Consider the following 23,186-nt stretch of genomic DNA (forward strand, 5'->3'; position numbering starts at 1 on the left):
TTGGGAGAGCGCGATGAAATTGCTGGTGGTTGAAGATGAGGCGCTGTTGCGCCATCACTTGCAAACCCGTCTGACTGAAAGCGGCCATGTGGTCGAGGCGGTGGCCAATGCCGATGAGGCGTTGTACCAGACCGAGCAGTTCAATCACGATCTGGCGATGATTGATTTGGGTTTGCCGGGTATGGGCGGGCTGGAATTGATTCGTCAGTTGCGGGCGCGGGGCAAGACCTTCCCGATCCTGATCCTCACCGCACGGGGTAACTGGCAAGACAAAGTCGAAGGGCTGGCGGCCGGTGCCGACGATTACGTGGTCAAGCCGTTCCAGTTCGAAGAGCTGGAAGCGCGTCTCAATGCGCTGTTGCGTCGTTCCAGCGGTTTCACCCAGTCGACCATCGTCGCGGGTGGGCTGGTGCTCGACATCAATCGCAAACAAGCGGTGCTGGATGAGAAGCCTCTGCCACTGACCGCCTACGAATACCGGATTCTGGAATACCTGATGCGCCATCATCAGCAAGTGGTGGCCAAGGACCGACTGATGGAACAGCTGTACCCGGATGACGAGGAACGTGATCCGAATGTGATCGAGGTTCTGGTCGGGCGCCTGCGTCGCAAGCTTGAGGGGGAAAGCGGCTTTAAGCCAATCGACACGGTACGCGGCTTGGGGTACCTGTTTACTGAGCGCTGTCGTTGATTCGTTCACTTCGCGTTCGGTTGATGCTGGCGGCCACCTTGTTGGCCGTCCTTTTTATGCTCGCACTGCTGCCGGCCATGCAAGGCGCGTTTAGCCTTGCCCTTAAAGATGCCATCGAGCAGCGCCTGGCCTCGGATGTCACGACGTTGATTTCGGCGGCGAAGGTTGAAAAAAACCACCTCAAAATGCCGACCTTGCTGCCGGATGAGGAACTCAACCTGCCGGACAGCCGCTTGCTGGGCTACATCTATGACCGCGACGGTCGTCTGGTGTGGCGTTCGCGGGCCACGCAAGAAGAAAACATCAATTACAAGCCCCGTTACGACGGGCGCGGTAATGAGTTTGCAAGCATCCGGGAAGACAGCGGTCAGGAATTTTTTGTCTACGACGTTGAGGTGAAATCGCTGGGGGGACGAACGGCGGCGTTCAGTTTTGTGGCGTTGCAACCCATGCGTGAATACAACCTGACACTCGCCGGGCTGCGCGAAAACCTCTACCTGGGGTTTGGTGCAGCGCTATTTGTCCTGCTGGCGTTGCTGTGGATCGGTCTGACGTGGGGGTTACAGGCATTGCGGCGCTTAAGTCAGGAACTGGATGAAATCGAAACCGGCGAACGCGAGAGCTTGAGCGAGCAGCACCCTCGCGAATTGCTGCGTTTAACCGGCTCGCTGAACCGTTTGCTGCAAAGCGAACGTGAACAGCGCTCGCGCTACCGTGATTCTCTGGATGACCTGGCCCACAGTCTGAAAACGCCGTTGGCGGTGTTGCAGGGCGTGAGTGAAAGCATGGCGCAACGCCCCACCGAGCGTGAACAGGCCAAAGTGCTGCAAACCCAGATTGAACGCATGAACCAGCAGATCAGCTATCAATTGCAGCGGGCCAGCTTGCGTAAAAGTGGTCTGGTGCGCCATCAGGTAGAACTGCTGCCGGTGGTTGAAAGCCTGTGTAACACGCTGGACAAGGTCTATCGCGACAAGCAGGTCAAGGTCAGCTACGACATTGCTCCGCTCAGCCATGTGCCGATCGAACAGAACGCCTTGTTGGAGTTGCTTGGCAACTTGCTGGAAAACGCCTACCGGCTATGCCTGCGCCAAGTGCGGGTCAGCCTGCATCGAAATGCCTTGGGCATTGAAGTGTGCGTAGAGGACGACGGGCCGGGCGTGCCCCCCGACCAGCGCGCGCGTATCTTGCAGCGTGGCGAACGGCTGGACCGACAGCATCCGGGGCAGGGCATCGGGTTGGCGGTGGTTAAAGACATCATCGAAAGCTACGACGCCCAACTGACCCTGGACGACTCACCGCTGGGTGGCGCTGCGTTCCGGATTCGCTTCTCGACAGTGTGAATTTAAGCGCACTTGACCTGTGTGGGAGCGGGCTTGCTCGCGATTGGATCGACAACGTGTAACAGGCATACCGGGTTGACTGCATCGCGAGCAAGCCCGCTCCCACACTGTAGCTACAGAGATGGGCTTCGAATTCGTCAGGCGGGTATCCGCCATTTCGCCTGCCGAAAACCCGCCAAAGGGCGGAAATCCGCCAAGCATTGTCCTACAAAGCGCATCATCTATTTCCTACAAGCGCCCGTGCAATAAGCCATTGCAGCGGTTTTGTGCAAAGTGGCCCGTGGCTTGCAAAGAGTGTTGCGAGAGTTGCCGATAGAGCAGCTTGAAACAACAAATCCCTCCAAGTACAGGAGGGTTCGCGCTTTAGGTATCAGCCGTCCCGGATGGAATGACGACGGTGTGATGCACTTGAGGAACTTTGCAATGACGACTCGTCAGCCACTGTACAAATCTCTGTATGTGCAAGTAATCGCAGCGATTGCTATCGGTATCTTGCTGGGCCATTACTACCCTGAAACCGGTGTTGCGCTTAAACCGTTGGGCGATGGCTTTATCAAACTGATCAAGATGGTTATCGCACCCATTATTTTCTGTACGGTTGTGAGCGGTATCGCCGGCATGCAGAGCATGAAGTCGGTTGGCAAGACCGGTGGTTATGCGTTGCTGTACTTCGAAATTGTCTCGACCCTGGCCCTGATCATTGGTCTGGTGGTGGTTAACGTGGTGCAGCCAGGTGTTGGCATGCACATCGACGTGTCCACGCTGGACGCCTCTAAAGTCGCGGCTTACGTTACAGCAGGCGCCGATCAAAGCATCGTTGGCTTCATCCTCAACGTGATCCCGTCGACCATCGTCGGTGCGTTTGCCAACGGCGACATCCTGCAAGTGCTGATGTTCTCGGTACTGTTCGGTTTTGCCCTGCACCGCCTGGGTGCCTACGGCAAGCCGGTGCTGGACTTCATCGACCGCTTCGCTCACGTCATGTTCAACATCATCAACATGATCATGAAGCTGGCGCCACTGGGTGCACTGGGCGCCATGGCGTTCACCATCGGTGCTTACGGTGTGGGTTCGCTGGTTCAGTTGGGTCAACTGATGATCTGCTTCTACGTGACCTGCGTACTGTTCGTACTGCTGGTGCTAGGCAGCATCGCACGCGCTCACGGCTTCAGCGTCGTCAAGCTGATCCGCTACATCCGTGAAGAACTGCTGATCGTACTGGGTACGTCTTCGTCGGAATCGGCACTGCCACGCATGCTGGTGAAAATGGAGCGTCTGGGTGCGAAGAAGTCGGTAGTGGGTCTGGTGATCCCGACCGGTTACTCGTTCAACCTCGACGGTACCTCGATCTACCTGACCATGGCGGCCGTGTTTATTGCTCAGGCCACTGACACCCACATGGACATCACCCACCAGATCACCCTGTTGCTGGTGCTGTTGCTGTCGTCCAAAGGGGCGGCGGGTGTCACCGGTAGCGGCTTTATCGTACTGGCGGCGACCTTGTCGGCTGTAGGCCACTTGCCGGTAGCTGGCCTGGCGCTGATTCTGGGTATCGACCGCTTCATGTCCGAAGCCCGCGCCCTGACCAACCTGATCGGTAACGCTGTAGCGACTCTGGTTGTGGCCAAGTGGGTTAAAGAGCTGGACGTCGACGTGATGCAGCGCGAGCTGGCGTCGGGCGGTAGCCCGCTGGACAACACCCTGCCTGAAGACGATCAACTGGTTGCTGAAGGCCAGATGCCGTCGCAAGTCATGAAGTAACGTTAAGCGCCTGAAAAACCCATCTTCGGATGGGTTTTTTTATGGGTGTTATTCGACCCGGGCCTCGCCACTGAACACCAGCGTCTGGCGGCAGCGGCGGCACAGGTAGCGCCGGCCTTGCTTGACCAGGTTATGGCGCTGGGCGCTGAAGGGGAAGTCGCTGTCGGGGCATGGGCAGCGGTAGATGTAGCGCGTTGCGGTGCGTCGCTTGATCGCGTAGGTGTGGCAGCGGTTAGGCGGCAACTCGTAAACCCCGCGCATGATCAACTGCCATTCCTCGCCATGGGGCGCGATGCGGTCGCCAAACAATTGGTGGGCAATCAGGTGTGCCACTTCATGGGGGACAGTTTGCTTGAGAAAGTCTTCGCTGTTTTCACGGTACAGCTGCGGGTTGAAACGCAGCAGGTTCTCATGCAAGTGGGCGACTCCGGCCTTTTGGCCGCGCAGCTTGAAGCTGACTATAGGGCGCTTGAAAGGCCGCTTGAAAAACACTTCGGCCTGTTTGAAACAGTCTTCGACGCGGGTGTTGAGTAACTCGGGCATGCGGTTCGGGTCTCCAGAGGCGGCGATTATGCCGCAAGCGGAAAGGGTTCCGAAGCGCTTGGCGCTGAATGGTCTGCCCCCCTCACTGTAGGAGCGAGCTTGCCTCGCGATCTTTTGATCTTCAAAAGATCGCGAGCACCTTTAAAGCAGGCTCAGGAGATATACGTCGGACCAATCCCCAACCCCCAAACGATCACGCTGAACGCGATAATCGCCACCAGCACCACCAGACCCACGGCCAGGATCGAGCTTGAAAACAAAAAGCCTTCATCCGGGTCGATATTCATCACGGTCGGTACGCCCACGAACAACAGGAACACCGTGTAGCAAATGGCCGCCGTGCCCACCAGCAACGCCAGCCACATTTGTGGGTACAGCGCTGCGAGCCCGGCTATGAACAAGGGGGTTGCCGTATAGGTGGCAAACGCCACGCAGCGGGCCATGCTCGGCACGGCATCGTAGGTGCGGGCCATCCAGTGGATAAAACTCGCCATGACGCCAACGCCCACCAGCATCGCCAGGTAAGACAGGGCGCTCATCCACAGCGCGCTGTCGAGGGTGAGCATGACCGGCGGATTACCGCCGATCTTCCAGCCCACCTGGGTGGTACCGATAAACGCGCAAACCACCGGGATCGCCGCCAGGATCAAGGTGTGGGTGAGGTAGATGCGGCTGACGCTTTTTTCGGCGTCGACACGGATCTCGCGCCACTCTTGATCAGGGTGGGTAAAGAGACCTAGAACGTGATGGATCATGGCGCTCACTCCTGTTTCAAACGCATCGTCCTTGGTAGGGTTTCCCGCGGCCGCGCACGGGCACACACGCCTCTGGTGTGCAGGTGCAGGGCCTGAATTGAGTATAGAAACCCTTGTACCGGACCGCCCTAGTCCTTTAGAGCTAATCACTTTGTTAGGTCTAGGCTTATCGCGATGTGGTCTAAGTGGGGGCGGGGGTTCGTGTGCGCGGTTTTTTTAAGTAAAATGCCCGGCTTTTGGTCTTAACTCGCGGAATTGAAGCGCTATGGGCACTCTCTCGGTCTCTCAACTTAAACTCCAGAAACGCCTGCGCCGATTGACCGGTGAGGCGGTGGCTGACTTCAACATGATTGAAGACGGCGACAAGGTGATGGTGTGCCTGTCGGGCGGTAAAGACAGTTACACGCTGCTGGATGTGCTGCTGCACCTGCAAAAGGTCGCGCCGATCCAGTTCTCGATCGTGGCCGTGAACATGGACCAGAAACAGCCGGGCTTCCCGGAAGATGTGCTGCCGGCGTACCTCAAGTCGCTGGGCGTTGAGTACCACATCGTCGAAAAAGACACGTACTCGGTGGTCAAGGAACTGGTTCCGGAAGGCAAGACCACCTGTTCGCTGTGCTCGCGCCTGCGCCGTGGCACCTTGTACACCTTCGCCGACGAAATCGGCGCGACCAAAATGGCCTTGGGTCATCACCGTGATGACATCGTCGAGACGTTCTTCCTCAACATGTTCTTCAACGGCACCCTCAAGGCGATGCCGCCCAAGTTGCGCTCCGACGACGGGCGTAACGTGGTGATTCGCCCGCTGGCGTACTGCAACGAGAAGGACATTCAGGCCTACTCGGATTTGCAGCAGTTCCCGATTATTCCGTGCAACCTCTGCGGCTCGCAGGAAAACCTGCAACGCCAGGTGGTCAAAGACATGCTGCAAGAGTGGGAACGCAAGAACCCGGGCCGCACCGAAAGCATCTTCCGCAGCCTGCAACACGTGAACCCGTCGCAACTGGCGGACCGCAACCTGTTTGATTTTGCCAGCCTGAAGATCGACGAAACCGCGACCCCGCGTTTCGTTAATCTGTTGAACCTCTAAGCCCGCTCACGGCTCTGAACCCCATGTGACACCCCACTGACCCGGAGGAGAGGGCATGCGCGACTATAAATGGCTGCACGAATATTGTTTGAACCGTTTTGGTTCGTCCGCCGCGCTGGAAGCCGAGTTGCCCGTTCCTCGCACGCCTGCGCAACTGCGCCAGATCCCGGACGACCGTTACCTGTCGACCCTGGCGCTGCGGGTGTTTCGTGCCGGGCTCAAGCACAGCGTGGTGGACGCCAAGTGGCCGGTGTTTGAAGAAGTGTTCTTCGGTTTCGACCCGGAAAAAGTCGTGCTGATGGGCGCAGAGCACCTGGAGCGACTGATGCAGGACGCGCGGATCATTCGCCACTTGGGCAAGCTCAAGAGCGTGCCGCGCAATGCCCAGTTGATCCTCGACATTGCCCACGAACACGGCAGCTTCGGCGCGTTTATCGCCGACTGGCCGGTGACCGACATTGTCGGCTTGTGGAAGTACCTGGCCAAACACGGTAACCAGCTGGGCGGCCTGTCGGCGCCACGCTTCTTGCGCATGGTTGGCAAAGACACTTTTGTGCCGAGCTATGACGTTGTGGCGGCGCTCAATGCGCAAAAGCTGGTAGACAAAGTACCGACCAGTCTGCGCGACCTGGCGATTGTGCAAGACGCGTTCAACCAGTGGCACGCTGAAAGCGGTCGGCCGATGTGCCAGTTGTCGCAGATGCTGGCGTTTACCGTGAATCACTAATCACGAGATAGCGGGGCGGTGATAGGCGGTTTGTCAGGTTATTTACGGTTTGTCTGATTCTGGATAATATGTCTGGGTCTGCTCACTCGTCGAGGACCTGTTGCCATGCCAATCACTCTGCCCACCTATCAAGCGGTCGTCGACGCGTCGAAGCGGCTCGAAGGGGTCGCCAACGTGACCCCTGTTCTGACCTCACGCACGCTTGATAACGACATCGGCGCGCAGGTGTTTTTCAAATGTGAAAACTACCAGCGCACCGGTTCTTTCAAGTTCAGGGGCGCGTACAACTCGCTGGCTAAATTCACTGACGCCCAGCGTCAGGGCGGCGTGGTTGCGTTTTCGTCGGGCAATCACGCCCAAGGCATTGCGCTGGCAGCGTCGTTGCTGAAGATCCCGGCGATCATTGTCATGCCCACGGATGCCCCCGCCGCCAAGGTGGCGGCAACCAAGGGCTACGGCGCCGAGGTGATTTTCTACGACCGTTACACCCAGGACCGCGAAGCGATCGGCAAGGCGTTGGCCGCTGAGCGCGGCATGACGTTGATCCCGTCCTACGATCACCCGGACGTATTGGCCGGGCAGGGCACGGCGGCCAAGGAACTGTTCGACAGTGTCGGCCCGCTGGACGCGCTGTTTGTCGGCCTGGGCGGTGGCGGCATGCTCTCGGGCACCACGCTGTCGACCCGCGCGCTGTCACCCGATTGCACCCTGATCGGGGTTGAGCCGCAAGCCGGTAATGACGGTCAGCAGTCGTTCAATTCAGGGGTGATTGTTCACATTGATACTCCCGACACCCTTGCCGATGGTGCGCAAACCCAGCACCTGGGGCAGTACACATTCCCGATTATCCTCAACGGTGTTAACCGGATCGTCACGGTGACCGATGAAGAGCTGGTCTGGGCCATGAAGTTCTTTGCTGAACGCATGAAAATGGTGGTCGAACCCACCGGCTGCCTGGGGTTGGCGGCCGTCAGAAAATACAAGGCTGAGCTTCAGGGGCAGCGTGTCGGCGTGATGATTACGGGCGGCAATATCGACATCGAGAAACTCGGCACACTTCTGCAGTCCTGAACCCCTAACGCTCTCTCACGCAGGTGATCCATGAACATCATAAGCACGGATGCGGCGTCGCCCCCGGCTGGCCATTATTCGCAAGCCATAAGCCACCAAGGCACGCTGTATATCTCGGGGCAACTGCCGGTTAGCCCCTCTGGCGCTCACAACCTCGACGCGTCGTTTGCTGAGCAGGCACAGATTGCGCTGAATAACCTGCTGGCCATTCTCAAGGCGGCGGGCGGCGAGCCGAGTGATTTGCTCAAAGTGACGGTTTACGTTGCCGGTGTGCAGCACTGGCCGGCCTTTGATCAGGTTTACGCGCAGCGGTTGGGCAGCCATCGCCCGGCACGTGCCGTGGTGCCGGTGCCGGAGTTGCATCATGGTTACCTGGTTGAGATTGAGGCGTTAGCGCGTGTCGCTGTACACAGTGGCGCGGGACACGCCGAGGTGTGAGGCCACGGTCTCCATGGCTTTTCTGATGTCCAGCAGGCCCGCGTCTTTCAGTTCCTGTAGCAGCACTCTGCGGTCAGCCGCCTTGAGGGTGCGGGGCGTGGTGGCCAGGCGCGCAGCAAACTGATCGATCCGCGCCCGGATGGTCTCTGCGCCGCTGGGCTCAAGGGTTTCGTGCGGGCGTTCGCCGTGAAAGGCGCCGAACTGCTCGAGCATGCCCTGCAGCCCTTTGAACAGGGTCAGGTCGATGTTCATGCACAGCGCGGCCACGTAACGCCCCGAAGAATCCTTGATGCCGATCGAGGTGCTCTTGACCTGGCGACCGTCCTTGAACTGATTGGGGTAGTTGGCAATCACCTGCGGGTAGGCCGGGTCGGCAATGCGCGCCAGCCCCAGCTCGGTTGCCGGGTCCCCGACGGCCCTGCCGGACAGATTGTTGTGAATGGCCAGAATGGCATGCTCGGGGTCGCGCAGATCATGCAAAACCACCTCGCAAAAGGGGCTGAACGTTTGGCTCAAGCCTTCTGCGATGTGCTCCATCTGACTGATGAGCGCCAGTTGCTCGGGGGTAGTGCGCTTCATGTTGAAGATTTCCAGCGTCAATAAACGGTTTCAATGAGGGGACGATAACAGCCTAGGCGCGGCTTTTCTCCGGGCCTTTGGATTTGAATGACTCATTCAGGAACGAGGCCAGCGCCTGGACTTTGCGCGACCTGTTTTTACGCGGCGGGATAAGCAGCAAAATCGGCGCGGTGTCGAACGCCCAGTCGCTTCGAGGCGCTGGATGAAAGCGGCGAGGCCCGCCCATGGCCCCGCCACAACGGCTGGTGAGGGTTTGGTGCTTACTCACCCGCCAGGCGGCGATCCAATTGGTAGCGCCAACGCACAAACAGCAGCGCACTGACGAACACCGCTACGCTGGCGGCGATTTCCAGCAGGCCGAACAGTTGACGGTTCGGATCGAATGCCGCCAGCGCGCCCTTGAGCAGGTACAAGTTCACCACGTAGCAGGTGAACGAGTGCCCGCGCGGGCTGCCCTTGAGCATGCCGGGCACGAGGATCAGCAGCGGCACCAGTTCAATCAGCAAGATCACCCAGGGCCGTGCGCCGTGCAGGTTGGCGAACACCAGGTAATACACGCACAACAAGCCGATCAGGCCGAAAAAGCACGCCAGGCTCACGCCGCGCATCAACCGCACGCGGGGCGTGAGCCACTCAATCGGCGGCAACACCTTGGGCTTTTTAGCCACGCGGGCTCTCCAGCTTCTGGGCGGTAGCCGCCAAGCGCAGCCCCAGCGCCCGGCACAGGGCGATTTCGTGCTCATCGAGCTTGCGTTTGCCGTCAGCCCCGGCGTGATGGCTCGGGCCGTACGGCGTGCCGCCACCGGTGGTGTTGAGCAGCGCCGACTCGCTGTAAGGCAGACCGGTGATCAGCATGCCGTGGTGCAGTAACGGCATGATCATCGACAGCAGGGTGGTTTCCTGGCCGCCGTGCAGGCTGGCGGTGGAGGTGAACACGCCTGCGGGTTTACCCACCAGTGCGCCGGTCAGCCACAGGTTGCTGGTGCCGTCCAGAAAGTACTTGAGTGGCGCGGCCATGTTGCCGAAGCGGGTCGGGCTGCCCAGCGCCAGGCCTGAGCAGTTTTTCAGGTCATCGAGGCTGGCGTACAGCGCGCCGTCCTCAGGAATGCTCGGGGCCACGGCTTCGCACTCGGCAGAGATCGCCGGTACGGTGCGCAGGCGCGCTTCAATGCCGCCTTGCTCAATGCCGCGAGCAATGTGCCGGGCCATTTCGGCAGTGGCACCGTGGCGGCTGTAAAACAGCACCAGGATATAAGGCGCGCTCATGGCAGGATCTCCAGAACCTTTTCCGGTGGTCGGCCAATCACTGCTTTGTCACCGGCAACCAGAATCGGCCGTTCGATGAGCTTGGGGTGGGCTGCCATTGCCGCGATCAGTTGCTCTTCGCTGAGGCTGGCGTCGACCAGGTTCAAGGCTTTGTATTCGTCCTCGCCTGAGCGCAGCAATTGGCGTGCGCTGAGGCCCAGTTTGCCCAGCAGGCTGCGCAGTTGCGTGGCCTCCAGCGGGGTGTCAAGGTAGCGCACCACGGTCGGTGCCAGGCCGCGGGCTTCGAGAATCTCGAGCGCAGCGCGTGATTTAGAGCAGCGCGGATTGTGATAAAGCGTCAGATCAGTCATGAGCGGGTCGCTTCTTGCGTAAGGTGGCGGGTATTCTACTCGCCTCACAGGCGTGTCTGAACCGTGTGCGGTCATTGGTCGCCTGTTAATGTCTTTTGTTGGCTTAAATGAGAAGGAACAGCACATGTTCAAGCGACTGTTGGCGGCCACTGCCGTCGCCGCTACGTTATTGCTCGCCGGGTGCGGGAATGATTACGGGGTCGATCAACATGGAGAGAAGGTCGCGTCCGAACGTCTGGACAAGCAATGGAAAGTGATCAACTACTGGGCCGAGTGGTGCGGGCCGTGCCGCGTTGAAATCCCTGAGCTGAATGCGCTGGAAGGCCAGTTGCAGGGGCAGTCGGTGGGTTTGTTCGGGGTTAACTTTGACGGTTTGCAGGGCAAGGAACTGAACGATGCCAGCACCGCGCTGGGCATCACCTTTACCGTATTGGCCCAAGACCCGGCCGACACCTTTGACCTGCCGCGCAGTGAAGCCTTGCCGGTGACCTACATCATCGATGACAAGGGCAAGGTCCGCGCCCAGTTGCTGGGCGAACAAACCGCAGCGGGGATCCTGGCCAAGTTGAAGGAATTGAAGGGCTAGGCCATGCGTACGCAATAAAACTGTAGGAGCGAGCTTGCCTCGCGATCTTTTGATCTTGATTGTTGATAGGGTTTTGCGCGCCCGGACGTAGCCTCGCAAAGCTCGTCAACTGCTACAGCTGCCGCAGGCTGCGATCTTTTGATGTTGAAGATCGCAGCCTACGGGTCAGCTATCTTCAGGCCACAGCCGCAACGGCAGGCCTTCAGCCGGCCAGAAACGTACTTGCTCAATCGGCGAGATGTCCCAGCGTTCGACTGTCTGCAAGGCCTTGAAGAACCGTTGTTCTTGCTCCATCAACGCCGGGGCGCAGGCTTTGCGGGTGCTGCCGACCGGGCCAAAGGTCAGCTTGTCACCGTCCAGGGTGTACGGCGCAAACCAGTGGTTACAACCGCCATTGCCATAGGCGCGGCCGCCTTCGTCGAAGGTCACGGTCAGGTGGCTGTAGTCCATCAACGGACGCTCACCAATCCATTCGACCACGTAAGCATGGTTGCGCTGCAATTGCGCGGAGTGCCCTGCGCAGCCCACCAGGCTGGCGCCCAGCATGGCCAGCAGGAACCCGCGTTTCATAGCGCAGCCTTTTGGCATTGCGGGCACAGGTGTTTGCTGCCTTCAGTGCTCCAGCCCAGCTCGGCAATCCGCGCGCTGGCCGCAGGCTTTTGGGCCTTGGTGCCCAGTTTGGCGTCGACCGCGAACTCGAATTTCAGTTCTTTGGCGCAGCCGTCACAGTTGACTTGCCATTCGTGAATCGCCAGCTCACCGAATACCGGGCCTTTGGCCACGGCCACCCACTGACCGCGCGGGTTGATCAAGTGACGCACTTTTTCGACGTTCAGGCGCATGGACAAGTCCTTGCTGCCTTTGAGGGTCACGATCAGTACGTCGCCGTGCTGAATGGAGCCGCCGTTGCCGGTGACTTGATAACGGCCCGGCATCAATGCGCGGCATTCAATCAAGGTGTGCTGCGGGCTAAGCAGGTTGTAGCGGAAATCGTGTTCGACCATGGGTCCTCCAAATAGGCCGCTATGCTATCAACCTTCGACCAGGTTTTGTGGGGTGCCTTCACGCCAGGCGGCGATATTGTCCAGCGTGGTACTGGCAATCGCGCTCAGCGCCTCGCGGGTCAGAAAGGCCTGGTGCGCGGTGATGATCACATTCGGGAAGGTCAGCAGGCGCGCCAGCACGTCGTCTTGCAAGGGCAGGTCGGAGCGGTCTTCGAAGAACAACTGGGCTTCTTCTTCGTACACGTCCAGGCCCAAATAGCCCAACTGGCCGCTTTTCAGCGCTTCGATCAGGGCCGGCGTATCAACCAGCGCACCGCGCCCGGTGTTGATCAGCATGGCGCCCTGTTGCAGGGTGGCCAGTGACTCGCGGTTGATCAGGTGCTTGTTATCGGCAGTCAGCGGGCAATGCAGGCTGATGATGTGCGAACTGGCGAGCAACTGCGCGAGGCTCACGTATTCGGCGCCCAGTGCCACCAGTTCGGCATTGGGGTAGGGGTCAAAGCACTGCAGCTTGCAACCAAAACCGGCCATGATTTTGCCGAAGGTGGCGCCGATCTGTCCGGTGCCGACGATACCGACGGTTTTGCCCACCAGATCAAAGCCGGTCAGGCCGTGCAGGGTGAAGTCGCCTTCGCGGGTGCGGTTGTAGGCGCGGTGCAGGCGACGGTTAAGCGCCAGAATCAACGCCACGGCGTGTTCCGCCACCGCGTGTGGCGAGTACGCCGGTACCCGCACCACGCTCAGCCCCAGGCGTTTGGCCGCCGCCAGGTCAACATGGTTGTAACCGGCGGAGCGCAGGGCGATCAGGCGCGTGCCTCCAACTGCCAGTTGCTCAAGCACCGGGGCGCTCAAGTCGTCATTGATAAACGGGCAGACCACTTCATAGCCATGGGCCAGCGCGGCGGTGTCGAAGCTCAGGCGCGCCGGTTGAAAGTGCAGTTCAAGGTCGCCGGGCTGTGTGGCGGCGGTAAAACTGTCCTGATCGTAGGTCTGGCTGCTGAAAAGAATCGTGCGCATCAGTGCTTCCTTGGCAATGGGTGATACCGCAAACAGGGGTTACGCCGAGCTGCGCGCTTCTTGCGCCAGACGCAAAATTGCCTGGTCGAGTTCTTCGAGGGCAGCGTCGGCGGCCGGGCTTTCTTGTTTGAGCAGGGTTTCGCTGCGCTGACAGGCACCGCGCAATTGCGGCACGCCGCAGTAACGGGTCGCGCCGTGCAAGCGGTGTACGCGCTCGATCAAGGCCACGGCGTCGTTGTCTTCGCGGGCCTGAAGGATGGCCAGGCGGTCGGTTTCCAACGATGCCAGCAACATCGACAGCATGTCGGCGGCCAGATCGGCCTTGCCCGCCGCCAGACGCAAGCCTTCCTCGGCATCGAGCACCGCCAGTTTGTTGGCTTGGCGCACGGGCTCCTGGGGGCCGTCGCTGCCTTGATTGCGCAAGGCCAGGCCGGTCCACTTCAGCACCACTTGCGCCAGTTGGCGTTCGCTGATGGGTTTGGTCAGGTAATCGTCCATGCCGCTTTGCAGCAAGGCGCGCTTCTCGTTGGCCATCGCATGGGCGGTCAGCGCGACAATCGGCACCGGCGTCGATTGGCGCTGTTGCTCCCACTGGCGCAGCACCTCGGTGGTTTCGCGGCCATCCATGCCGGGCATTTGCACGTCCATCAGGACCAGATCGAAGTCTTCGGCCTTGAACGCATCGACGGCGGCGTAACCGCTGTCAACGGCCGTGACCTTGGCGCCCATGTCTTCGAGCAGGGTTTGTACCAGCAGCAGGTTGGCGGGGTTGTCATCCACGCACAAAATTCGCGGCGCCCGGCTGGCCAGTATCTCGCCGGGCTCGTGACGGGTTTGCTGCGGGTTGATGAGTTCAATCAGCGAGCGACGCAATTTGCGCGTGCAGGTCGGCTTGGCCTGGAGCTGGTTGTGGGGGTTGGGCACGGCGGTATTGAACAGCGCCAGCTCCGTGGTCGGGCACAGCACCATGACCTTGCAGCCCAGGTGCTCAAGGTCCCAGATGTGCTGGTTGAGGCGCTCTGGCGGGATGTCATGGGCCGTCACCCCCAGCACCGCCAGCTCAATCGTGTTTTCGGTTTGGTGGGCGGTGGTCACGCCGTTGGTGAGGTTGTCCAGGGTCAGGTACGGGGTCACGCTCAAGCCGCAATCTTCAAGCTGGTGGAGCATGGCCTGGCGGGCCAGGTCGTGTTTTTCCAGCAAGGCCACGCGGTGGCCGAGCAACGGCGCAACGGGCAGGTCTTCAATATCATCATGGGCTTTGGGCAGGTTGACGCTGATCCAGAACACAGAGCCTTCACCCGGCTGGCTTTCGACGCCAATCTCGCCGCCCATTTGCTCCACCAGACGCTTGGAAATGACCAGGCCCAAACCGGTCCCGCCGGTTTGGCGCGACAACGAATTGTCAGCCTGACTGAAGGCCTGGAACAGCGCCCGCACATCCTGATTGGTCAGGCCGATGCCGGTGTCTTGCACGCTGATGCGCAGTTGTACGCCGCCGCTGGTTTTGTTGTCGTCGTCATCTTCAAGCATGGCCCGCACGGCGATCGTGCCTTCGCGGGTGAACTTGATCGCGTTGTTAACCAGGTTGGTGAGGATCTGCTTGAGCCGCAGCGGGTCGCCCACCAACGACAGCGGCGTATCGCGGTACACCAGGCTGACCAGCTCCAGGCCTTTCTCGTGGGCCGAGGGGGCGAGCATGGTCAGGGTGTCCTGGAGCAAATCGCGCAGGTTGAACGGGGTGCTGTCGAGCACCAGCTTGCCGGCTTCGATTTTCGAGAAGTCGAGAATCTCGTTGATGATGCCGAGCAGGTTGTCGGCCGACTTTTCGATGGTGTGCAGGTAATCGAACTGGCGAGGGGTGAGTTCGCTTTTTTGCAGCAGGTGGGTGAAGCCCAGAATGCCATTGAGCGGTGTACGGATTTCGTGGCTCATGTTGGCCAAAAATTCTGACTTGATGCGGCTGGCCTCAAGGGCTTCCTTGCGCGCCAGGTCGAGTTCCAGGTTCTGGATTTCGATGGTTTCGAGGTTTTGGCGTACGTCTTCGGTGGCTTGGTCGACGCTGTGTTGCAGCTCTTCCTGCGCGTTCTGCAAGGTTTCGGCCATGCGATTGATGCCCGAGGCCAGCTCGTTCAGCTCCTGGCTGCCCAGTTCTGGCAGGCGGGTTTGCAACTGGCCGTCCTTGAGTTGGGACACGGCTTGCTTGATTTGGTCCAGCGGTGAATTGATCGTGCGGCTCATGCGCAAGGCCAGCAGGGTGGTCAGCACCAGACCGGTGGCGATCAACAGCAGGCTGGCGAACAGGCTGCGGTAGCCGCGCAACAGCATGTTGTGGTGCGACAGTTCTAGTTCGACCCAGCCCAGCAAACGGTGGGCTTCATTGGGGATGACGTCGCCCGCCAGGTTGCGGTGGCGGCCAAATACCGGGAGCAAATAGCGCGTGGCATCGCTGTCGGTGCGTTGCAGCAATTGCGAACTGTTGCCCATCGGCGCCTGATTGAGCATGGTCGGCCCGGCGTGGGCCAGCGGCTCGTGATTGGCGCTCAAAAACCCCACGGCGCGCACGTCTTGCTGGTCAAGGGACTCGCTGGCGATACGTTGCAGCAGGGCGGTGTCATGCCGACCCATGGCGGGCGCAACCAGCGGTGCGAGTTGCTCGGCGATCATTTCACCGCGTTGCAGCAACTGTGATTCCAGTTCTGATTGCTGCAGCCACGTGAAGTAGCTCCCCAGCACGACCGCCATCAAGGTGACGGGCAGCAAGGTCAGCAGCAATACGCGGCCTTTTATCCCGAGGTTTTTCAGCACACCACTCTCCAGCCCGGCATTGATCAATGCATCCTTATGACGTTCGTTATAGATCAGCTCGCAGTGTAGCCATTTGATACGTGGCAAATCTTTGTAAATTTACATCCAGTGCGAACAGCGCCCCCTTAAAGGCAATGCAACGGCCATGCCGGTTGCTCGTGCAGGCTCAATCTTGAATAATCAGCGATTGAGAATGACTAGCAGACGTTAATGAATCCCGTAGCCGTTCAGCCCTCGCGCCTTTTGGCCATTGAAGACGACCCCGTTCTGGGCACCTATTTGCATGAGCAATTGGTGCGCTGCGGGTTTGAGGTGGTGTGGTGCCAAAACGGCCAGGAAGGCTTGAACCGCGCCAGAGATGAACACTTTGATGTGGTGCTGATGGACATCTTGTTGCCGGGCATGAATGGCCTGCAGGTGCTCACGCAGTTGCGCCAGACCCATGCCCTGCCGGTGATTTTGATGTCGGCGCTGGGGGCGGAGGCCGACCGCATCAGCGGGTTTCAGCTGGGCGCCGATGACTACCTGCCCAAGCCGTTCAGCATGGCTGAGTTGCGTGTGCGGATTCAGGCGATCTTGCGCCGGGTGGCGCTGGACCGCATGCCGCACCAAGCGACGGTGTTGGCCGAAAGCGCGCTGGTGCTCGATGAAGACGCGGCCGACGCCCGTTACGGTCAGCAGTGGGCCGGGTTGACCCGCAGTGAATACCGCTTGCTCGACACCCTGCAACGCAACGCTGACGAGGTGTTGAGCAAGCCGTTCCTTTATCAGCAAGTGTTGCAGCGTGGCTATTCAGCCCATGACCGCAGCCTGGACATGCACATCAGCCAAATCCGTCGCAAGCTCAAGGCCATCGGCTATCACGAGCGGGAAGTGCGCACGGTGTGGGGCAAAGGCTATGTGTTGAGCGCCAGCGATGCGCTCTAAGTTGCCCGGTAAACACTCGTTATTCTGGAAGCTGGCGTGTTTGCTGGTGGCTTTCTGCTTGTTGATGATCTGGCTCAGTTGGTCCTGGGGCCGCTACATGGACAAACGCACCGGCTATTTAACCGATGAGGCCAAGAGCACGCTGATAGGTTATGCCGGTGAAGCCGAACAGGCCTGGAACTGCGGCCAGCAAACCGGCGTCGATCAATGGCTGCAAGCCTTCGGCAAAACCGAGCGGGGCTGGGTCGGCGTGCTCGGCCCGGATTTGCAGTCGCTGAGCAGTTACCCGTTGAGAGACCAGGAAGCACAGCGCATGACTTTTTTGCGCGGGCTGGACTGGCCCATCAGCCATATCAACCGCGTGCGCCCGTGGATCAAAGTGCCGTTCCCCAAAGACCCGTCTGCCGGATATCTGGTGATTGAACTGCCGCAGCGCTACATGCCGGGGCTTTCGCAATTGATCTGGCGGTTTTTGATTAATGGCGTGATCCCCGGAGTGTTCACCCTGCTGCTGTGCGTGGGCCTGTACCGGCTGTTGATTGTGCCGCTGAACCAGCTGCGTGAGCAGGCCAATGCCTGGCGTGCCGATCAGTTGGGCGTGCGGCTGTCGAGCCAGACCACCAGCCGTCAGGACGAACTGGGCGAATTGGGCCGCGCGTTTGACCAAATGTCCGAGCGCTTGCAGACCACAGTCAACCAGCAGCAACAGTTGCTGCGCGACTTGTCCCACGAACTTCGTACACCGTTGAGCCGATTGCGCGTGGCCTGCGACAGCGAACAGGGTGTTGAAGCTCTGCGCGAGCGCTTGAGCCGCGAAGTGGACGGCATGCAACGGCTGGTTGAAGACACCTTGCAACTGGCCTGGCTGGATGCCGAGCGCGGGCCGCTGCCGGTCGAAGACATCCAGATCCAGGCGTTGTGGGAGATGCTCACCGAAAACGCGCGTTTTGAAAGCGGCTGGCCCCAGGCGCGGCTGCCGTGCAACCTCGACGCCAACTGCTGGGTCAAAGGCCACCTCAACAGCCTGGCGCAGGCGCTGGAAAACATCCTGCGCAACGCCATTCGGCATTCCCCGGCAGAAAGCACCGTTAGCCTCAATGGCCAGCGTGAAGGCGATGAGTGGCACCTGTGGCTCGACGACCAGGGCGGCGGTGTGGCCCCAGAAGCCCTTGAGCGCATCTTTGCCCCGTTTACCCGTCTCGACGGTTCACGCCCTGGTGATGGCGGCTTTGGCCTGGGCCTGAGCATCGCACGCAACGCCTTGCGCCTGCAGGGCGGCCGCTTATGGGCGCAAAACACCGAACACGGGCTGCGCGTGCACCTGCGCCTGCCCATCGCAGACCCGCCCCACCTGTAGGAGCGAGCTTGTCTCGCGAACTTTTCACGATCAAAAGATCGCGAGGCAAGCTCGCTCCTACAAACTTTATTCCTTCTGCTTATAGCCTTTAGCCATAAGCTTCACACTTTGCGTGATATGGGCTCTCGGTGTTTGTCGGTATGATGTGCGACCCCGCAGTCTGGATTGCGAATACGCCATGACCTTGCAGTACCCAACTATCGCCGATTGCATCGGTAACACGCCGCTGGTGCGCTTGCAGCGCCTGCCTGGCAACACCACGAATACTTTATTGCTCAAGCTCGAAGGGAATAACCCTGCGGGCTCGGTCAAGGACCGTCCTGCGCTGTCGATGATCACCCGCGCCGAAACGCGTGGGCAGATCCAGCCTGGCGATACCTTGATCGAGGCCACCTCGGGCAATACCGGGATTGCCTTGGCCATGGCCGCAGCGATCAAGGGTTACAAGATGATCCTGATCATGCCGGACAACTCCAGTGCCGAGCGTAAGGCCGGGATGACCGCCTACGGCGCCGAGCTGATTCTGGTCAGCCAGGAAGAGGGCATGGAAGGGGCCCGCGACCTCGCCGACAAGCTGCAGGCCGAAGGCCGTGGCAAGGTCCTCGACCAGTTCGCCAACGGTGACAACCCTGAGGCGCACTACACCAGCACGGGCCCTGAGATCTGGCGTCAGACCCAGGGCACGATCACCCATTTCGTCAGCTCGATGGGCACCACGGGCACCATCATGGGTGTTTCGCGCTACCTCAAAGAGCAAAACCCTAACGTGCAGATCGTCGGTTTGCAGCCGATGGAAGGCGCGGCCATTCCGGGCATTCGCCGCTGGCCGACCGAATACCTGCCGAAAATCTATCAAGCCGAACGGGTTGACCGGATTGTCGACATGGCCCAGCGCGAAGCCGAAGACGTGATGCGTCGTCTGGCCCGCGAAGAAGGCATTTTCTGCGGCGTGTCCTCGGGTGGTGCGGTAGCCGCCATGCTGCGCCTGTCGCAAGAAGTCGAAAACGCCGTGATTGTCGGCATCATCTGCGACCGTGGCGACCGCTACCTGTCGACTGGCCTTTACGATGCGCCCAACTGATGGCTAAGCAAGAGAGAGGCCTGCGCTTCCAGCCCGCTGGCGGCACCAAGGCCCCGCAAGTGCCTACGGGTAAAAAACAGCGTTTGAGTATCGAACGCCTGGCCAACGACGGCCGTGGTATTGCCTTTATTGAAGGGCGCACCTGGTTTGTCTCGGGGGCTTTGGCTGGTGAAGAAGTCGAAGCCCGGGTGCTGGGGGCACACGGCAAAGTGGTCGAGGCGCGCACTGAGCGGGTCTTCACCGCCAGCGCCAGCCGTCGCGAGGCGCCGTGTAAGTTGGCCGGCAAGTGCGGTGGGTGCAGCGTGCAACATCTGCCTCATGACGAGCAGCTTGCACTGAAACAGCGCATGCTCGCCGAGCAACTGACCCGCGTGGCCGGTGTTGAGCCCGACGAATGGGCAGCGCCGTTGACCGGGCCAGAATTTGGCTATCGCCGCCGGGCCCGCATCGCGGTGCGCTGGGACTCAAGGGCCAAGCGGCTGGACGTCGGCTTTCGGGCTGCCGGCAGTCAGGACATCGTCGCCATCGACCACTGTTTGGTGCTGGTACAGGCTTTGCAACCTATCATGAGCGGGCTGCCGGCCATGCTGCGCCAATTGAGCAATCCGAAGGCCCTGGGGCATGTCGAGTTGTTCAGCGGTTCGGCGAATGCCGTGTTGCTGCGCCATATGGCGCCGCTCAGCGCTGCTGACTTGCAGGTTTTACAGAATTTTTGCGCCACCCATCATGCCCAGTTGTGGCTACATGGCGATGGCGAGCCGCAACCGGTCGATTTGACGCAGACCTTGGGCTACCGTTTACAGCAGTGGGACCTGGAACTGGCCTACCGGCCGGGTGACTTTGTTCAGGTCAATGCCGGGGTTAACGAAGCCATGGTTGCGCAAGCGCTGGAGTGGCTGGCGCCGCAGGCTGACGAACGGGTTCTTGACTTGTTCTGTGGGCTGGGTAATTTCGCATTACCCTTGGCGCGTCAGGTACACCAAGTGGTGGCCGTCGAGGGTGTTACGACCATGGTCGAACGCGCCGCGCAAAACGCGGTCAGTAACAAGCTGCATAATGCAGCGTTTTTTCAGGCCGACCTGTCGCAGCCCTTGGTGGATGCAACATGGGCCTCGCAGGGCTTTGCCGCTGTCCTCCTTGATCCGCCGCGTGACGGGGCCTTTGAGGTGGTGCGCAAGCTGTCGGGGCTGGGGGCCAAACGTTTGGTCTATGTGTCGTGCAACCCGGCTACGCTGGCTCGCGACACGGTTGAGTTGATGAAACAGGGGTATCGGTTAAAACGTGCCGGAATCCTCGATATGTTCCCGCAAACCGCGCATGTCGAGGCGATGGCGTTATTTGAAGCAGACTAGGACGGTCTGTCTATTTCGACGGGCCCGCAACCCCATGCCGCTAGACCCTGGAGCATGGGGTTGGGATTCGGGTCGGTATATCGGCGCATCAAACCTGCGCCGTAGGGAAGGTAAGCAAGATGGTACAGGTCAGAGCACACCAGCCGATCAACACTGACGGCAGTCTCAACCTCGAGGCATGGCTTGATCATGCGGTGAGTGTCGATGTGGCGCTGGACCGTGAAGCCTTGAAAGAAGCGTGTGAGTACGCACGTGAGGCGGAACAGCAAGCCAATGCAGCAAAAAACCTGTGGACTGAAGGCGCGTCGAGCTTTCGAACCGGGTTGGAAATTGCTGAAATCCTCGCCGATCTCAAGCTCGATCAAGACTCGCTGGTCGCGGCGATTTTGTATCGCGGCGTACGCGAAGGGCAGATTCAACTGCCTGCGGTCAGCCAGCGTTTCGGCCCGGTGGTCGCCAAGCTGATTGATGGCGTGCTGCGCATGGCCGCGATCAGCGCCAGCCTCAGCCCCCGCCAATCCATGGTGATGGGCTCTCAGGGGCAGGTCGAAAACCTGCGCAAAATGCTTGTGGCGATGGTTGATGACGTGCGCGTAGCACTCATCAAGCTGGCCGAACGTACCTGCGCCATCCGCGAAGTCAAAAGTGCCTCGGACGAGAAGCGCATCCGCGTTGCCCGCGAGGTCTTCGATATTTATGCGCCGCTGGCGCACCGTTTAGGCATCGGCCATATCAAGTGGGAGCTGGAGGACTTGTCCTTCCGCTATCTGGAGCCTGAGCAGTACAAACAAATCGCCACCTTGCTGCACGAGCGCCGGCTGGACCGCGAACGCTTTATCAGCGATGTGATGAACCAGTTGCGCACCGAGCTTGAAGCCACCGGGGTGGTTGACGCCGATATCAGCGGCCGGGCCAAACACATCTATTCGATCTGGCGCAAAATGCAGCGCAAGGGTCTGGCCTTCAGCCAGATCTATGACGTGCGCGCCGTGCGGGTGCTGGTCCCGGAAATGCGCGATTGCTACACCGCGTTGGGCATCGTCCACACGCTGTGGCGGCACATCCCCAAAGAGTTTGACGACTACATCGCCAACCCCAAAGAGAACGGCTACCGCTCGTTGCACACGGCGGTGATCGGGCCGGAAGGCAAGGTGCTGGAAGTACAGATCCGTACCCATGCCATGCACGAAGAGGCCGAGCTTGGGGTGTGCGCGCACTGGCGCTACAAGGGCACCGACGTGAAAGCCGGGTCCAACCAGTACGAAGAGAAAATCTCGTGGCTGCGCCAGGTACTGGAGTGGCACGAAGAGCTGGGCGACATCGGCGGCCTGGCCGATCAGTTACGGGTCGATATCGAACCGGATCGGGTCTACATCTTTACTCCGGACGGGCATGCCATCGACCTTCCCAAGGGCGCGACGCCATTGGACTTCGCCTACCGGGTGCACACCGAAATTGGCCATAACTGCCGGGGCGCGAAGATCAACGGGCGCATTGTGCCGCTCAACTACAGCCTGCAAACCGGCGAGCAAGTCGAGATCATCACCAGCAAGCACGGCACGCCGAGCCGCGACTGGCTGAACTCCAACCTGGGGTACGTGACCACCTCGCGGGCGCGGGCGAAGATTGTTCACTGGTTTAAATTGCAGGCCCGTGATCAAAACGTCGCGGCCGGTAAAACCTTGCTTGAACGTGAGCTGGGCCGCCTGGGCTTGCCTGCGGTGGACTACGAAAAGCTCGCCGACAAAGCCAACATGAAAACCGCCGAGGACATGTTTGCGGCGCTGGGGGCGGGCGATTTGCGTTTGGCTCAGCTCATTAACCTGGCGCAGCAACTGGTCGAGCCTGAACGCGGCAGCGAACAGATCGAGCTGATTCCGCGCAAGGCCCAGGGCTACAAACCGGGTAAGCGCGGCGACATCCAGATCGAAGGCGTGGGCAACCTGCTGACCCAAATGGCCGGCTGCTGCCAGCCGCTGCCGGGCGATGCGATTGTCGGTTACATCACTCAGGGGCGTGGCGTGAGCATTCACCGTCAGGACTGCGCCTCGGTGCTGCAGTTGGGCGGCCGTGAGCCGGAGCGGATCATCCAGGTCAGTTGGGGGCCGATTCCGGTGTCGACGTACCCGGTCGATATCGAAATCCGTGCCTACGACCGTTCGGGCTTGCTGCGCGATGTATCGCAAGTGCTGTTGAACGAGCGCATCAACGTACTGGCGGTCAACACCCGCTCGAACAAAGAGGACAACACCGCGTTGATGTCCCTGACCATCGAGATCCCGGGGCTGGATGCATTGGGGCGTTTGCTGGGGCGTATATCGCAACTGCCGAACATCATCGAAACCCGCCGTATCGGGCGTAGCGAGCCCCGTTGATCTCTTGTAGGAGCGAGCTTGCCTCGCGATCTTTTGACCTTTAAAAGATAACCAGGCAAACGCTGGAT

General features: G+C 60.0%; 24 protein-coding genes. 13 read left to right on the forward strand and 11 right to left on the reverse strand.

From position 1 onward, the window contains the following. Positions 1–13: 13 nt before the first annotated feature. The 3 genes from AAEZ03_RS17865 to AAEZ03_RS17875 all read left to right on the forward strand — a co-directional run bounded on the left by AAEZ03_RS17865 (position 14) and on the right by AAEZ03_RS17875 (position 3,795). Positions 14–691 (forward strand): response regulator, encoded by a 678-nt coding sequence (locus AAEZ03_RS17865; protein ID WP_048386745.1) that lies wholly within the window; start codon positions 14–16, stop codon positions 689–691. After that, positions 688–2,034 (forward strand): ATP-binding protein, encoded by a 1,347-nt coding sequence (locus tag AAEZ03_RS17870; RefSeq protein WP_048386747.1) that lies wholly within the window; start codon positions 688–690, stop codon positions 2,032–2,034. The genes AAEZ03_RS17865 and AAEZ03_RS17870 overlap by 4 nt, the downstream gene beginning before the upstream one ends. A gap of 423 nt (positions 2,035–2,457) precedes the next feature. Then, on the forward strand, positions 2,458–3,795 hold the full coding sequence (locus AAEZ03_RS17875; protein WP_048386849.1) for a dicarboxylate/amino acid:cation symporter: 1,338 nt from the start codon (positions 2,458–2,460) through the stop codon (positions 3,793–3,795). A gap of 48 nt (positions 3,796–3,843) precedes the next feature. Here AAEZ03_RS17875 and AAEZ03_RS17880 read toward each other — a convergent pair whose 3' ends face one another. Both AAEZ03_RS17880 and AAEZ03_RS17885 read right to left on the reverse strand, forming a co-directional pair. Next, positions 3,844–4,338: a SprT family zinc-dependent metalloprotease gene (locus AAEZ03_RS17880; protein WP_350580374.1), complete on the reverse strand. Its 495-nt coding sequence runs from the start codon at positions 4,336–4,338 to the stop codon at positions 3,844–3,846. 152 nt (positions 4,339–4,490) lie between these two features. After that, positions 4,491–5,093 (reverse strand): Yip1 family protein, encoded by a 603-nt coding sequence (locus AAEZ03_RS17885; RefSeq protein WP_048369698.1) that lies wholly within the window; start codon positions 5,091–5,093, stop codon positions 4,491–4,493. A 265-nt stretch (positions 5,094–5,358) separates the two neighbouring features. Here AAEZ03_RS17885 and ttcA point away from each other — a divergent pair, with 265 nt between their 5' ends. From ttcA to AAEZ03_RS17905, 4 genes are all read left to right on the forward strand, one after another. Further along, positions 5,359–6,183: a tRNA 2-thiocytidine(32) synthetase TtcA gene (gene ttcA / locus AAEZ03_RS17890; RefSeq protein WP_350580376.1), complete on the forward strand. Its 825-nt coding sequence runs from the start codon at positions 5,359–5,361 to the stop codon at positions 6,181–6,183. Between the two features lie 55 nt (positions 6,184–6,238). Continuing rightward, the gene (locus tag AAEZ03_RS17895; protein ID WP_350580379.1) at positions 6,239–6,910 is read left to right on the forward strand and encodes a DNA-3-methyladenine glycosylase I; all 672 of its coding nucleotides are present in this window, start codon (positions 6,239–6,241) and stop codon (positions 6,908–6,910) included. A gap of 105 nt (positions 6,911–7,015) precedes the next feature. Then, complete coding sequence (locus AAEZ03_RS17900; protein WP_350580382.1) at positions 7,016–7,981, forward strand: threo-3-hydroxy-L-aspartate ammonia-lyase; 966 nt, start codon at positions 7,016–7,018, stop codon at positions 7,979–7,981. Between the two features lie 30 nt (positions 7,982–8,011). After that, positions 8,012–8,419 (forward strand): RidA family protein, encoded by a 408-nt coding sequence (locus AAEZ03_RS17905; RefSeq protein ID WP_350580384.1) that lies wholly within the window; start codon positions 8,012–8,014, stop codon positions 8,417–8,419. Here AAEZ03_RS17905 and AAEZ03_RS17910 read toward each other — a convergent pair. The 5 genes from AAEZ03_RS17910 to arsC are packed head-to-tail and all read right to left on the reverse strand — an operon-like array spanning position 8,372 to position 10,614. Continuing rightward, a complete protein-coding gene (locus tag AAEZ03_RS17910) occupies positions 8,372–8,998 on the reverse strand; it encodes a helix-turn-helix transcriptional regulator (protein WP_048386851.1) in 627 nt (208 codons plus the stop codon). The genes AAEZ03_RS17905 and AAEZ03_RS17910 overlap by 48 nt on opposite strands. Before the next feature lie 52 nt (positions 8,999–9,050). Then, the gene (locus AAEZ03_RS17915) at positions 9,051–9,266 is read right to left on the reverse strand and encodes a hypothetical protein (RefSeq protein WP_350580386.1); all 216 of its coding nucleotides are present in this window, start codon (positions 9,264–9,266) and stop codon (positions 9,051–9,053) included. Beyond that, entirely contained in the window at positions 9,259–9,666 is a 408-nt protein-coding gene (locus AAEZ03_RS17920; RefSeq protein WP_048369707.1) for a DUF2069 domain-containing protein, read from the reverse strand. The genes AAEZ03_RS17915 and AAEZ03_RS17920 overlap by 8 nt, the downstream gene beginning before the upstream one ends. Next, positions 9,659–10,264 (reverse strand): NAD(P)H:quinone oxidoreductase, encoded by a 606-nt coding sequence (gene wrbA, locus AAEZ03_RS17925; RefSeq protein WP_048369709.1) that lies wholly within the window; start codon positions 10,262–10,264, stop codon positions 9,659–9,661. Before wrbA ends, AAEZ03_RS17920 begins: the two co-directional genes overlap by 8 nt. Next, positions 10,261–10,614 carry an arsenate reductase (glutaredoxin) gene (gene arsC, locus AAEZ03_RS17930; protein ID WP_278940852.1) on the reverse strand — a complete coding sequence of 118 codons (354 nt, stop codon included), beginning with the start codon at positions 10,612–10,614 and terminating at the stop codon, positions 10,261–10,263. The genes wrbA and arsC overlap by 4 nt, the downstream gene beginning before the upstream one ends. A 124-nt stretch (positions 10,615–10,738) precedes the next feature. On the opposite strand from arsC, the gene AAEZ03_RS17935 reads away from it, so the two are divergent. Continuing rightward, complete coding sequence (locus AAEZ03_RS17935) at positions 10,739–11,200, forward strand: TlpA family protein disulfide reductase (protein WP_048369713.1); 462 nt, start codon at positions 10,739–10,741, stop codon at positions 11,198–11,200. A gap of 165 nt (positions 11,201–11,365) precedes the next feature. On the opposite strand, the gene AAEZ03_RS17940 is transcribed toward AAEZ03_RS17935, so the two are convergent. The 4 genes from AAEZ03_RS17940 to AAEZ03_RS17955 are packed head-to-tail and all read right to left on the reverse strand — an operon-like array spanning position 11,366 to position 16,026. Beyond that, a complete protein-coding gene (locus AAEZ03_RS17940) occupies positions 11,366–11,770 on the reverse strand; it encodes an META domain-containing protein (protein ID WP_123751859.1) in 405 nt (134 codons plus the stop codon). Beyond that, positions 11,767–12,204, reverse strand: coding sequence for a hypothetical protein (locus AAEZ03_RS17945; protein ID WP_350580390.1), 438 nt, complete (start codon positions 12,202–12,204; stop codon positions 11,767–11,769). Before AAEZ03_RS17945 ends, AAEZ03_RS17940 begins: the two co-directional genes overlap by 4 nt. Positions 12,205–12,231: 27 nt before the next feature. After that, positions 12,232–13,221, reverse strand: a complete 990-nt coding sequence (locus AAEZ03_RS17950; protein WP_350580393.1) for a 2-hydroxyacid dehydrogenase — start codon at positions 13,219–13,221, stop codon at positions 12,232–12,234. A gap of 39 nt (positions 13,222–13,260) precedes the next feature. Beyond that, a complete protein-coding gene (locus tag AAEZ03_RS17955) occupies positions 13,261–16,026 on the reverse strand; it encodes a response regulator (RefSeq protein WP_350580394.1) in 2,766 nt (921 codons plus the stop codon). Positions 16,027–16,236: 210 nt separating this feature from the next. Between AAEZ03_RS17955 and AAEZ03_RS17960 the strand changes: the two genes are divergently transcribed. The 5 genes from AAEZ03_RS17960 (at position 16,237) to relA (ending at position 23,118) form a co-directional block, all read left to right on the forward strand. Beyond that, positions 16,237–16,953 carry a response regulator transcription factor gene (locus AAEZ03_RS17960; protein WP_350580396.1) on the forward strand — a complete coding sequence of 239 codons (717 nt, stop codon included), beginning with the start codon at positions 16,237–16,239 and terminating at the stop codon, positions 16,951–16,953. After that, entirely contained in the window at positions 16,943–18,310 is a 1,368-nt protein-coding gene (locus tag AAEZ03_RS17965) for a sensor histidine kinase (protein WP_350580398.1), read from the forward strand. Before AAEZ03_RS17960 ends, AAEZ03_RS17965 begins: the two co-directional genes overlap by 11 nt. 178 nt (positions 18,311–18,488) lie before the next feature. Continuing rightward, complete coding sequence (gene cysM, locus AAEZ03_RS17970) at positions 18,489–19,391, forward strand: cysteine synthase CysM (RefSeq protein WP_153333871.1); 903 nt, start codon at positions 18,489–18,491, stop codon at positions 19,389–19,391. Beyond that, on the forward strand, positions 19,391–20,743 hold the full coding sequence (gene rlmD / locus AAEZ03_RS17975) for a 23S rRNA (uracil(1939)-C(5))-methyltransferase RlmD (RefSeq protein ID WP_278940850.1): 1,353 nt from the start codon (positions 19,391–19,393) through the stop codon (positions 20,741–20,743). The genes cysM and rlmD overlap by 1 nt, the downstream gene beginning before the upstream one ends. Positions 20,744–20,862: 119 nt before the next feature. Then, the gene (gene relA / locus AAEZ03_RS17980) at positions 20,863–23,118 is read left to right on the forward strand and encodes a GTP diphosphokinase (RefSeq protein ID WP_048369728.1); all 2,256 of its coding nucleotides are present in this window, start codon (positions 20,863–20,865) and stop codon (positions 23,116–23,118) included. The last annotated feature ends 68 nt before the right edge of the window (positions 23,119–23,186 follow it).

The sequence above is a fragment of the Pseudomonas sp. HY2-MNA-CIBAN-0224 genome (genome assembly GCF_040310285.1).
Classification (GTDB): Bacteria; Pseudomonadota; Gammaproteobacteria; order Pseudomonadales; family Pseudomonadaceae; genus Aquipseudomonas; species Aquipseudomonas helleri.

Bases quoted from the DNA above. Each gene is read 5' to 3' on its own strand.
- AAEZ03_RS17865 (WP_048386745.1), top strand. From the start codon at position 14: ATGAAATTGCTGGTGGTTGAAGATGAGGCGCTGTTGCGCCATCACTTG.
- AAEZ03_RS17875 (WP_048386849.1), top strand. From the start codon at position 2,458: ATGACGACTCGTCAGCCACTGTACAAATCTCTGTATGTGCAAGTAATC.
- AAEZ03_RS17880 (WP_350580374.1), bottom strand. From the start codon at position 4,338: ATGCCCGAGTTACTCAACACCCGCGTCGAAGACTGTTTCAAACAGGCC.
- AAEZ03_RS17885 (WP_048369698.1), bottom strand. From the start codon at position 5,093: ATGATCCATCACGTTCTAGGTCTCTTTACCCACCCTGATCAAGAGTGG.
- ttcA (WP_350580376.1), top strand. From the start codon at position 5,359: ATGGGCACTCTCTCGGTCTCTCAACTTAAACTCCAGAAACGCCTGCGC.
- AAEZ03_RS17895 (WP_350580379.1), top strand. From the start codon at position 6,239: ATGCGCGACTATAAATGGCTGCACGAATATTGTTTGAACCGTTTTGGT.
- AAEZ03_RS17900 (WP_350580382.1), top strand. From the start codon at position 7,016: ATGCCAATCACTCTGCCCACCTATCAAGCGGTCGTCGACGCGTCGAAG.
- AAEZ03_RS17905 (WP_350580384.1), top strand. From the start codon at position 8,012: ATGAACATCATAAGCACGGATGCGGCGTCGCCCCCGGCTGGCCATTAT.
- AAEZ03_RS17910 (WP_048386851.1), bottom strand. From the start codon at position 8,998: ATGAAGCGCACTACCCCCGAGCAACTGGCGCTCATCAGTCAGATGGAG.
- wrbA (WP_048369709.1), bottom strand. From the start codon at position 10,264: ATGAGCGCGCCTTATATCCTGGTGCTGTTTTACAGCCGCCACGGTGCC.
- arsC (WP_278940852.1), bottom strand. From the start codon at position 10,614: ATGACTGATCTGACGCTTTATCACAATCCGCGCTGCTCTAAATCACGC.
- AAEZ03_RS17935 (WP_048369713.1), top strand. From the start codon at position 10,739: ATGTTCAAGCGACTGTTGGCGGCCACTGCCGTCGCCGCTACGTTATTG.
- AAEZ03_RS17940 (WP_123751859.1), bottom strand. From the start codon at position 11,770: ATGAAACGCGGGTTCCTGCTGGCCATGCTGGGCGCCAGCCTGGTGGGC.
- AAEZ03_RS17945 (WP_350580390.1), bottom strand. From the start codon at position 12,204: ATGGTCGAACACGATTTCCGCTACAACCTGCTTAGCCCGCAGCACACC.
- AAEZ03_RS17950 (WP_350580393.1), bottom strand. From the start codon at position 13,221: ATGCGCACGATTCTTTTCAGCAGCCAGACCTACGATCAGGACAGTTTT.
- AAEZ03_RS17960 (WP_350580396.1), top strand. From the start codon at position 16,237: ATGAATCCCGTAGCCGTTCAGCCCTCGCGCCTTTTGGCCATTGAAGAC.
- AAEZ03_RS17965 (WP_350580398.1), top strand. From the start codon at position 16,943: ATGCGCTCTAAGTTGCCCGGTAAACACTCGTTATTCTGGAAGCTGGCG.
- cysM (WP_153333871.1), top strand. From the start codon at position 18,489: ATGACCTTGCAGTACCCAACTATCGCCGATTGCATCGGTAACACGCCG.
- rlmD (WP_278940850.1), top strand. From the start codon at position 19,391: ATGGCTAAGCAAGAGAGAGGCCTGCGCTTCCAGCCCGCTGGCGGCACC.
- relA (WP_048369728.1), top strand. From the start codon at position 20,863: ATGGTACAGGTCAGAGCACACCAGCCGATCAACACTGACGGCAGTCTC.